This is a genomic window from Amycolatopsis sp. NPDC004368 (genome assembly GCF_053602515.1).
Window position 1 is genome coordinate 98,823 of the sequence record NZ_JBSGDT010000026.1, and the last position, 9,372, is coordinate 108,194.

Consider the following 9,372-nt stretch of genomic DNA (forward strand, 5'->3'; position numbering starts at 1 on the left):
CACCCCTCATTTCAGTTCGGTGCGGTAGGTCTCGGGCATCATCAGCACGGTCACGAACGTGATGATCGCCGCGGCCGTCGGGAGCGCGGCCACCACCAGCGCGTTGCCGGTGGCGTCGATCAGCGCGGTGGCGATGAACCCGGCGGTGCCGCCGAAGGCCATCACCGAGAAGTTGTAACCGATGCCCAGAGCCGAATAGCGGACGTTGGTGGGGAACAGTTCGGCCAGTGCCGCCGGGCCCGGGCCGGAGAACGCAGCCAGGACCAGCGCGATCAGGATCTGCCCGAGGTACGCCCCGAGCGCGCTGCCGGTGCCGAACAGCCACATTACCGGGAACGTGAGCACGATGAACCCGCCGGACCCGATGAGCAGCAACGGTTTGCGCCCGATCCGGTCCGACAGCACACCGAAGAACCAGATGGCGACCGTCAGCACGGCCAGCGCCACGAGGTTCGAGGTCTGCGTGGTGCCCGCGTCGAGCTTCACCTGCGTTTTCAGGTGCGTGGGCAGATAAGTCAGGAAGAAGAAGTACGCGACGGTCCAGCTCACGGTGAAGAAGAACCCCAGCGCCATCGCGCGCTTCTGCGTGCGGAACGCCAGGCGCAGCGGGTTCTCGCTCACCTCACCCGCCGCCTTCTCCGCCTGGTACGCCGGGGTGTCCTCGAGCCCGAAGCGCAGCACGAGCGCCACCACCGCCGTGAGCGCGCCGACGAGGAACGGCACGCGCCAGCCGAAGTCGTGCATGCCCTGGCTGGTCCAGAACAGCGAGTTCAGCGCCACGACGCCCGCGGCCACGAGGAACCCGGCGGCGGTGCTGACCTGGTTGAGGCTGCCGTAGCGGCCGCGCTTCTCCTTCTCGGCGTACTCGACGAGCATCGTCGCCGACCCCGCCCACTCGCCGGCGACCGCGAAGCCCTGGAACAACCGCAGCACCACCAGGAGGATCGGCGCGGCCAGACCAATCGTCGAATATCCGGGCAGCAGGCCGACGAGCACCGTCGCGGCGCCCATCAGCACCACACTCAGGATCAACGCCGGACGGCGGCCGACCTTGTCGCCGATGTGGCCGAACACCACCGTGCCCAGCGGCCGGGCGAGGAAGCCGACCGCGAACACCGCGAACGTCGACAGCAGGCCGGAGACCGAGCCACCGGTGAAGAAGGTCGCGGACAGGTACACGGCCGAATAGGCGTAGACGAGGTTGTCGTACTGCTCCAGCAGGTTGCCGATGCTGCTCGAGACGAGCGCGCGGAGCTGGAGTCTCGGGGTGCCGGATTCGGTCGCGGACCGGGCGCTGCGCGTGGTCATGGGTTTCTCCTCGGGGACGGGGTCAGGACGCCGCCAGGTACCCGCCGTCCACGGGCACCAGCGCACCCGTGACGAACGAGGACTCCGGACCGGCGAGGAAGGCGAGGACGTCGGCGAGCTCACCGAGCTCACCAGCGCGCGCCATCGGGGCGCCGTCGACGCGGGCACGCAGCGCGCCGGGCGGCAGGTCTTCGAGCAGGGCCGTGCGGAACACCCCGGGCAGCACGGCGTTGACGCGGATCCCCCGCGCCGCGAGCTCCACGGCGGCGACCTTGGTCAGCTGGTGCACGGCGGCCTTGCTCATCTGGTAGGCCACGGACGAAGGCACGGTCCCGGCACCGCCGGGCGGCGTGGTGACGCCGTAGATCGAGCCGACGTTCACGACGGCGCCGCGGGTGGCGGCGAGGTCGTCGGCGAAGGTCTTGATGCCGCGCCACGGACCGAACGCGTTGACGGCCAGCACGCGGGAGAAGTCGTCGTCGGAGGTGGAGAGCAGGTCGTCGCGCGCGCTGACGCCCGCGTTGTTCACCAGCACGCCGACCGTCCCGTAGTGCTCGTGCACGTGGTCGCGCAGCCGGTCCCACGACGCCGGGTCGGTCACGTCGAGGTGCACCCGGTCGGGCTGCGCGCCGTCGAACCGCAGGTCGGCGCGCACGACGGTCGCGCCCGCCCGCGCCAGCCGGTCCGCGAACCCCGCGCCGAGCCCGCCCGCCGCCCCGGTCACCACCGCCAGCGTGTCCACCTGTGTCTCCTCCCGATCGACCACGGTGCCGGGGAAGGTAGGCGGACGGGCGCGGCGGGGCATCGGTCGTTTGACCGATGCGCGCCGGCGTCTGCCAGGATCGGCCCCGGCTGACCGACCGCTGGGGGTTCGGATGTGGGATCTGCTGCACGCGTGGCACGAGTGGCTCGCCGGGCACGACACGGCGCAGCTGCGGGTGTTCGGCGTGACGGTGCTGTGGTGGGGGCGGCTGGGCAAGACCCTGGAGTTCCTCGGTGGGCTGACCGTGGTGATCGACCTGCTGGGCCGGCAGCGGATGACGGTCGTGCACGCCGCCCTGCGCGACCGCCGGCAGCGCCTGGTCGACCGGCTGCGGCGGCGCCCGGTGCCGGCCCGGCCGGCTCGGGAAGAGGGACTGCGGGTCGCCTGGTGGGTCGGCACGATCGTCATGGGGCTGTTCATCTTCGTCGCCACGCACTACGCGTACGCGCCGCCGGGTGATCCGATGCCCGCGGGTGTCGTCGTGCTGTTCATCGCGGTCGCCGCGCCCACGCTGGGCGGCTTCGTCGTGGGCGGCGGCGGGTACCTCGTCGGGTTGCTGCTGGTCGAGGGCTTCGTGGTCACCACGCTCGGGCAGCTGCCCACCCGCGAGGGCCTCGAATCCCGGTTGAAGTGGATCGGGCTGGTCGTCTTCGTGTTCGGGTTCTCGCTGGACCTGCTGTCGTCGTAGGGTCGGGGCATGGCGATGCTGCGGTTCGACGACGAGGGCGCCCGGCGCACCGACCGGCTCTACGCGAGCCCGGACGTCGTGGCGCAGCGCAACGCCGTGCTGGCCCTGCTGGCACCGCGCCCCGGTGAGCGGGTGCTGGACGTCGGGTCCGGACCGGGGTACCTGCTCGAGTCCATCGCCCGTGCGGTCGGCGAGACCGGCGCGGCCTGCGGCGTGGACCCGAGCGCGGCCATGAACACCCTCGCGGCGGGCCGCACCGCGGACCTGCCGTGGGTGACCCTCGACGAAGGCGACGCGATCGCCCTGCCCCACCCCGACGATTCCTTCGACGCGGCCGTCTCCACCCAGGTCTACGAGTACGTGCCCGATGTGCCCGCCGCTCTCGCCGAACTCCGGCGCGTGCTCCGGCCCGGCGGCCGCGTGCTGATCCTCGACACCGACGCCGACTCGCTCGTGTGGCACACCGGCGACCGCGAGCTGCACCGCCGGGTCCTCGCCGCGTGGGACGAACACCTCGCCCACCCCCGTCTTCCGAGGGTGCTGCCTTCGTTGTTGCGGCGCGCGGGTTTCCGCGTGACCGGGCACCACGTGCACCCGATCCTCAACCCGGACCTGACGCCGGACGCCTTCAGCGCCACGCAGATGCACATCGTCGCCGAGTTCGTGTCCGGCCGCGGCGTCACGGCGGACGAGGCCCAGGCGTGGCTGGCGGACCTGCGGGAGCGGGCCGCCCGAGGGGAGTACTTCTACTGCCTGAACCGGTACCTCTTCACCGCCAGTTCGGATTGACGCGGCGGTATGACTTCGCCTACTTCTCGTTCACCGTCGGGTCGTCCTTCGCGGCGTCCGATGTGAAGGCCCAGGACCGGCAGCTCCACCACCCGGTCCTGGTCCACGGCGTGGTCTCGTTCTTCCACAACACGGCCATCCTGAGCACCGCGATCGGCGTGCTCACCCAGATCTGACCGCGGCGTCACGCGCCGAAGATCAAGGCCACCGTCCACACCAGAGCGATCACCACGAGCGCCGCGACCACCAGGAGGGCGGCGCCGAGGTACACCCACGCCACCGTCGTCACCAGGCTCAGGTGCAGCACCCCGAACGCGCCCAGCAGCGCCAGCACGGCCAGCCCGGCCGAGCCGAGCACGGCGACGGCGATCGGCACCACCGGCACCGGGTTCAGCGGCACGATCGAGTGCAGCTCCGCCGGAACCCGCGCGGTGCGCTCCAGCGCGATCAGCCCGGCCAGGAGCCCGCCGACCACCAGGGCCACGGCGAACAGCAGCAGGAACGCCGCCGGAGTTGCCGGTGGGCCGTCCGAGCCGGCGGAGACGATCTCGATGCCGCCCCACCCGGCCGCGCACAGGCCCGCCACCCCGGCGAAGCCCGTGAACAGGCTGCCGGTCTCGAAGCCGCGGGAACCCCACCGGCAGGCCAGCCGGTAGCAGGCCGTGCTCACCACGAACCCGAGCACCGCGACGGCGCTGCCCGCCACCAGCAGCCACCAGTGCACACCGTCGACAGCACCCTCCTGTACCACCGCCGGAATCCGCCCCATTTTCCCAAGCTATGGGCGTGCGCGGCTCGGGCACAAGCGGATTCAGCCCGCGATCTCCTGCTGCCACCGCGTGATCCAGCCCGACAGGTTCTTCGAAATGGCCTCGCTGTCGAGCTGGACCAGCGACGAGACCTCCTGCTGCCCGTACGGCACGTAGTTCGCGCTGAGGAACGGCTGCGGCAACGTGACCTTGCTGTTGGTGGGCCCCTCGGCGATCGCCTGCACGAACTTGCCGTTGACGGCGGAGGAGAGCTGGAAGTCGAGGTACGCGTGGGCGTCCTTGGCGCGGCTGGTGGCGGCGGGCAGGCACATCGCCGACAGGATGGCGGTGGCGCCCTCGTCCGGGCGCACGAACGCGACGGGCGCGCCGCTCGACTTCAGGGCGCTGGTGCGGTCGGCATACCAGACGCCGATGTCGGCTTCGCCGCTGGTGAGCAGCTTGCTCATCTCGTCGGAGGTGCTGTAGATGGCCGCGAGGCTCGGCTTGAGACCCAGACCGGTTTCCCCCGCGCCGGCCGGATCGCGCGCGGTCCAGAGCAGCTCGGCGTCAAGATCGAAGGTGAGCAGAACGGGGGTGGGCATCGGCGCTCCTAACGCGACGGGGACAGGGCGGACGCGGGCGGCAGGCGGAACACGCGGTCCTGGAACAGGGCGGCGTACGACGGCGACATCATCAGCGACCTCGGCGCGACCGTCCAAGGTGGACTCGGCGTCGCGGCCAGTGCCAACCACAACCCGACCGGCAGCGCGCCCGGCATGTTCGAACCCGTGCACGGCTCGGCCCCCGACATCGCCGGGCGGCTGGGCCAACCCGGCCGCCGCCGTCCTCTCGGCCGCCCTGTGCCTGGCCGCCCTCGGTGAGCGCGACGCTGCCCTCGCGCTCGAGGCCGCGGCCGCGTCGGCGCTCGCGGAGCTTCCCGCACTCGCCGGACCGGACATGGGCGCGACGACGGAGGAACTCGGTCACCGCATTGCCGAGCGGGTCGCCACGGCCGACCCGGCGAGCATCGGTGACCCGGCGAAGTCGCTGATCAACGCGCTGGCCTGAGCCGCCGCCACCTCGGGCGGACCGTCCTGCTGTGGGTCATGACGATGCAGGCGTCGTTGGGCGGACGTGGGCGTCAGGACGGCTGACGTCACTTGCGTGGCCGCCACGTGGCGAACGCGGACAAAAACCAACCATCCGTGCACATTTTTTGTTCAAGACTTTCGTAGCTAACCCACGCCGGGCGTCGTCTGGTCTGCTCGGGGGCGTGATCTTGCAGGTCCCCGGAGGGAGAAGGCGAATGAGGGCAGACGTGAGGCGCGTGGTGGCGGCGCTGGTGGGAGTGGTGGCGGCGGGTGTGGTCGCCGCGGCGGGAGCGCCCGCGGCGTCGGCCGGGCAGGAGCCGTTGATCGTGGGCGGGACCCCCGCCACGATCGACGACTTCCCGGCCACGGTGATCTTCAACGTCGGTGGTGCGCAGCACTGCGCGGGCAGTCTCGTGGCACCGAACAAGGTGCTCACGGCGGCGCACTGCACCGACGGCGTGAAGGCGGCCCAGATGCAGATCATCGGCGGGCAGACCAACTTCTCCGACACCACGGGCGAGAAGGCGGGTGTCACCGAGGTGTGGCAGAACCCCGACTTCACGATGTCCGGCATGCAGCACGACAACGCCGTGCTCACGCTCGACAAGAACCTGCCCTTCAAGCCCGCCACGCTGGTGCAGTCGGCCGCCGACCCAGCGTACAAGACGGGCGCGGACGTGACCGTGGTCGGCTGGGGCACGACGTCGGAGAACGGCGACGTGTCCGACGGGCTGCTGAAAATCACCGTGCCGGTGTCCGACAACGACTCGTGCGCGGCGGCGTACGAGAAGATCGGGGACAACTTCGACAAGGCGTCGATGTTCTGCGCGGGCGTGCCCGAAGGCGGCAAGGACTCGTGCCAGGGCGACTCGGGCGGCCCGGCCTACGTCGACGGCAAGCTCGCCGGCATCGTGTCCTGGGGCCAGGGCTGCGCCCGCGAGGGCTTCCCCGGGGTGTACACCAACGTGGGCAACGACTACCAGGTCATCAGCTCGCACCTCGGCTGAGCGCCGGCGGGCTGCCGCTCCGGGCCACCGTGGCTGGGCAGCGTCTGCAGGACACCGCCCAGCCTCGCGGGGTCTGAGACCTCAGGCGCCGTAGGTCGCCTGCGTGACCGCGAAGACGTTGCGGTTGCCCGCGCCCTCCTGCAGTGTCCACAAGAGATCCGCGTTGGTGGCGTCTTCCCAGTAAGAAAGGCTTTCACCGCTGGAGATCCACGTGTGCGTGGCCGCGCCCGTCGCCGGCGTCCAGTAGTACAGCTTCTTCGCGCCCGAGGAGTTGAACCACCAGCGGCTGTTGTGCGACGCGACGCCGTTGAGGTTGTACCAGGGCAACTGCAGGGCTTCGCTCGCCGTGGTGGTGGCGGCGAATGTCGTCGCGCCCGCTGCGAACGGGAACCGGACCGCCCGCGGCGCCCGGTTCGGATACGCGGTGCAGCCGGAGGCACAGGTGTACTCGGCCATCACGATCGACTTGCTCACGCGGTCGAGCGAGATCGACGACCACGAGAGGTTGGTGCCGGACGTGGTCTTCGAGGTGATCGTGCCGACCTGCGGCAGCACGTATGCGTAGTTGTGGGCGTAGTACGTGCTGCCGGTCTGGTGCCCGATCTGCCCGGCCGTGCCGCCGGTGTTGGTCTTGAGGATCTTGCGCATGTCGAACACGCGCATGCCGTGCCCGGTGTCGGCGACGTAGAGGTAGTCGCCGTACCAGGAGACCCCGCCCGCGTGGATCGGGATGTCCTTGAAGTCCGGCGCCGCCGCCGTGCCGGTCGGCTCGACGAGCAGGACCTTGCGGTACTTGTTCGGGTACGTCGCGTCCCAGTCGACGAGCGTGATCCGGCTGCGGGCCTGGGCGCCGTCGCAGCCGTCCTTGGTGTACCAGCTGACGAGCACGAGCTGGTGCCCGTCGTAGTTGCCGCTGTTCGCGGTCCCCACGGCGTCGCGGCTGGTGGTGATGCCCTGCGGGTAGTTGGCGCAGTCGGAGTTGTCCGCGCTGTCGAACCGGAACCCGTCGGTCAGCCCCGCCACCGAAACCGACGACGGCAGCGCCGTGCGATCGTGGTTCGCGTTGTCCATCACCGTGTGCACGGCGGCGGTCCCCAGCGTCGACACCAGCGCGGAGTTGACGGCGTCGAACTGGTGGTAATCCGCGGTGAGGGTGTACTGACTCGTGGGCAGGTTCGTGGGCACGCTCGCCGCCCACGCCGACGGCGACGCCGCCACCACTCCCCCGACCAGCACCGCGGCGGCCAGCACCACCCGTGAAAGACGACGACGCACCGACATGAGACCCCCAGGAAGTCGAAGCTGCGCTCGCGGCCACGGTAGGGGTGCGGGGCGGCGGTCGCAATACCCCCAATGTCGCAACGAGTCAGGGGTACACCGGGGTGTCACCCACTGTCCACTCGGTACTCATCTGCCGTCCTCGTGGTCTCGGCCGGCTTTCGGCACGGCCGCGAACCGGTCCGCTCCGAGCGGCCGGACGACGGCACCGACCCCGTCAGTCCGAGTCCTCCTGCTCGCGGTGCCGATCGGGGATCCGTTGACGCGGCAGGAAGTAGTGCACCTGCGTCAGGCGAAGGACCGCTCGTTCGTCGCGATGGCGCACGGGGCGAGCAGCCGAGCGCACGTGGCCGGTGCGTGTGCGCGGGCCGGGTTCGTGCCGCGCGTGACGGTGGAGGGCAGTGACCCGTTCGTGGTCGAGTCGATGGTCGGTGCGGGGCTGGGGGTTTCCGTGGTGCCGGGCCGGATGGCCGATCACCACCACCCGCTCGTGGTCCGGATCCCGCCGTCGGTGTGCTGGGCACTCGGTCCGGCGCCGATGCGGGACGTCGCCCAGCTCGTGTGCGACGTCCTGCGCGCCTGTACCGAATACTGGGATTCGGTGTTCCGGCACGACTCCGTGCACCCGTCGGCGCAGTACCGCCCGCACCGCGTCACGGACATCACCGAGCTGGACGGCTGGGAGTACACGCACTACCCGAACGGCGACTACCTCGTGTTCGTCTCCAAGGACCTGCCGTTCGGCATCGTGGGCAACCACCACGAGAAGAGCCTGTGCTTCTTCGGCGAACCGGCCGTGGCGGCGGTCACCGACCTGAACCGCGGGATCCTCGGCCCGCCGCTCCGCCGCGACAGCCTGGCAACCGGTTCAGCGACCGAACAGTGACGTCACCAGCGTCTCCGCGATCTCACGCAAGTCGCCCGGCTCGTAGTGCACGCGTTCCATCACCGCGAGGCCGCGGGTGGTGCTGACGACGAGCCGGGCGGCGGCGGCGAGGTCCACAGGGGACTCGACGCCGTCGTCCAAAGTGGACAATGCCGTGCGGACGAGGGTTTCCAGATCGTCCAGCAGGGCGCGCACGGCGGCCTCCGCGCGCGGCGACTCGGTGGCCGCCTCGATTGCGGTGCGGGTGGAGAGGCAGCCGCGGGCCGGGGTGCCGGCGGTGAAGGTGTCGATGCAGTAGTCGAAGAACGACAGGAGCGCCTCGCGTTTCGTCGGCCGCTGCAGGGCCGCGGTGGCGCCCGCGAGGAAGCCCGCGGTGTACTCGCCGAAGGCACGCAGGAAGATTTCTTTCTTGCCCCCGTACGCGTTGTACAGCGAGCCGCGCTGGACGCCGGTGCCCGCGGCCAGGTCCAGCATCGACGTGGCCCGGAAACCGCGGTCGGTGAACACGTCGAGGGCGCGTGAGAGGGCCTCGCGCTCGTCGAACTGGCGTACGCCCGCCATCGGACCCCTTTCCTTACCTGCCGACCACCCTAGCGGGTACGGCGAAGGTGCCGCGGCGCGTCAACCGCCCGGCCAGCCACCCGATCCCCGCCGCCACCAGGATCGGCGGCAGCAAGTCGAGACCACTCAGCTCCACCGCGAGCACCACGGCCGTGGCGGGGGGGGGGGGGGGGCCGGCCCGGGGCGCCCCCCCCCCCCCCCCCCAGCTTGAACCACGGGCACAACCGCAAGGTATTGATCTGCATCCGGAGG

The 9,372-nt window shown here is 70.8% G+C and carries 12 protein-coding genes; 6 read left to right on the plus strand and 6 right to left on the minus strand.

The genetic code is table 11. The annotated features are described in order from the left end of the window. Positions 1-6: 6 nt before the first annotated feature. On the minus strand, positions 7-1,308 hold the full coding sequence (locus ACWEOE_RS30065) for an MFS transporter (protein WP_452015014.1): 1,302 nt from the start codon (positions 1,306-1,308) through the stop codon (positions 7-9). 22 nt (positions 1,309-1,330) lie between these two features. Next, entirely contained in the window at positions 1,331-2,050 is a 720-nt protein-coding gene (locus tag ACWEOE_RS30070; RefSeq protein WP_452015016.1) for an SDR family NAD(P)-dependent oxidoreductase, read from the minus strand. 133 nt (positions 2,051-2,183) lie between these two features. Between ACWEOE_RS30070 and ACWEOE_RS30075 the strand changes: the two genes are divergently transcribed. Genes ACWEOE_RS30075 through ACWEOE_RS30085 form a run of 3 tightly spaced genes read left to right on the plus strand, consistent with a single transcriptional unit; the run spans position 2,184 to position 3,724 of the window. Continuing rightward, positions 2,184-2,759: a hypothetical protein gene (locus ACWEOE_RS30075; RefSeq protein WP_452015018.1), complete on the plus strand. Its 576-nt coding sequence runs from the start codon at positions 2,184-2,186 to the stop codon at positions 2,757-2,759. Positions 2,760-2,768: 9 nt separating this feature from the next. Further along, positions 2,769-3,548: a methyltransferase domain-containing protein gene (locus ACWEOE_RS30080; protein WP_452015020.1), complete on the plus strand. Its 780-nt coding sequence runs from the start codon at positions 2,769-2,771 to the stop codon at positions 3,546-3,548. Next, positions 3,545-3,724, plus strand: coding sequence for a DUF1345 domain-containing protein (locus tag ACWEOE_RS30085; RefSeq protein ID WP_452015022.1), 180 nt, complete (start codon positions 3,545-3,547; stop codon positions 3,722-3,724). The genes ACWEOE_RS30080 and ACWEOE_RS30085 overlap by 4 nt, the downstream gene beginning before the upstream one ends. An 8-nt stretch (positions 3,725-3,732) precedes the next feature. On the opposite strand, the gene ACWEOE_RS30090 is transcribed toward ACWEOE_RS30085, so the two are convergent. Further along, positions 3,733-4,317 (minus strand): hypothetical protein, encoded by a 585-nt coding sequence (locus ACWEOE_RS30090; RefSeq protein ID WP_452015024.1) that lies wholly within the window; start codon positions 4,315-4,317, stop codon positions 3,733-3,735. Between the two features lie 42 nt (positions 4,318-4,359). Next, on the minus strand, positions 4,360-4,899 hold the full coding sequence (locus tag ACWEOE_RS30095; protein WP_452015026.1) for an ABC transporter substrate-binding protein: 540 nt from the start codon (positions 4,897-4,899) through the stop codon (positions 4,360-4,362). A gap of 90 nt (positions 4,900-4,989) precedes the next feature. On the opposite strand from ACWEOE_RS30095, the gene ACWEOE_RS30100 reads away from it, so the two are divergent. Further along, complete coding sequence (locus ACWEOE_RS30100; protein WP_452015040.1) at positions 4,990-5,178, plus strand: isocitrate/isopropylmalate family dehydrogenase; 189 nt, start codon at positions 4,990-4,992, stop codon at positions 5,176-5,178. Positions 5,179-5,603: 425 nt separating this feature from the next. Beyond that, on the plus strand, positions 5,604-6,395 hold the full coding sequence (locus tag ACWEOE_RS30105) for a S1 family peptidase (protein WP_452015028.1): 792 nt from the start codon (positions 5,604-5,606) through the stop codon (positions 6,393-6,395). Between the two features lie 81 nt (positions 6,396-6,476). On the opposite strand, the gene ACWEOE_RS30110 is transcribed toward ACWEOE_RS30105, so the two are convergent. Continuing rightward, positions 6,477-7,676, minus strand: a complete 1,200-nt coding sequence (locus ACWEOE_RS30110; protein ID WP_452015030.1) for a hypothetical protein — start codon at positions 7,674-7,676, stop codon at positions 6,477-6,479. A 238-nt stretch (positions 7,677-7,914) separates the two neighbouring features. Here ACWEOE_RS30110 and ACWEOE_RS30115 point away from each other — a divergent pair, with 238 nt between their 5' ends. Beyond that, complete coding sequence (locus tag ACWEOE_RS30115) at positions 7,915-8,559, plus strand: DUF2716 domain-containing protein (RefSeq protein WP_452015032.1); 645 nt, start codon at positions 7,915-7,917, stop codon at positions 8,557-8,559. Here the strand turns inward: ACWEOE_RS30115 and ACWEOE_RS30120 are convergent. Beyond that, positions 8,542-9,120 (minus strand): TetR/AcrR family transcriptional regulator, encoded by a 579-nt coding sequence (locus ACWEOE_RS30120; protein WP_452015034.1) that lies wholly within the window; start codon positions 9,118-9,120, stop codon positions 8,542-8,544. The two genes, ACWEOE_RS30115 and ACWEOE_RS30120, sit on opposite strands and share 18 nt — an antisense overlap. Positions 9,121-9,372 lie beyond the last annotated feature (252 nt).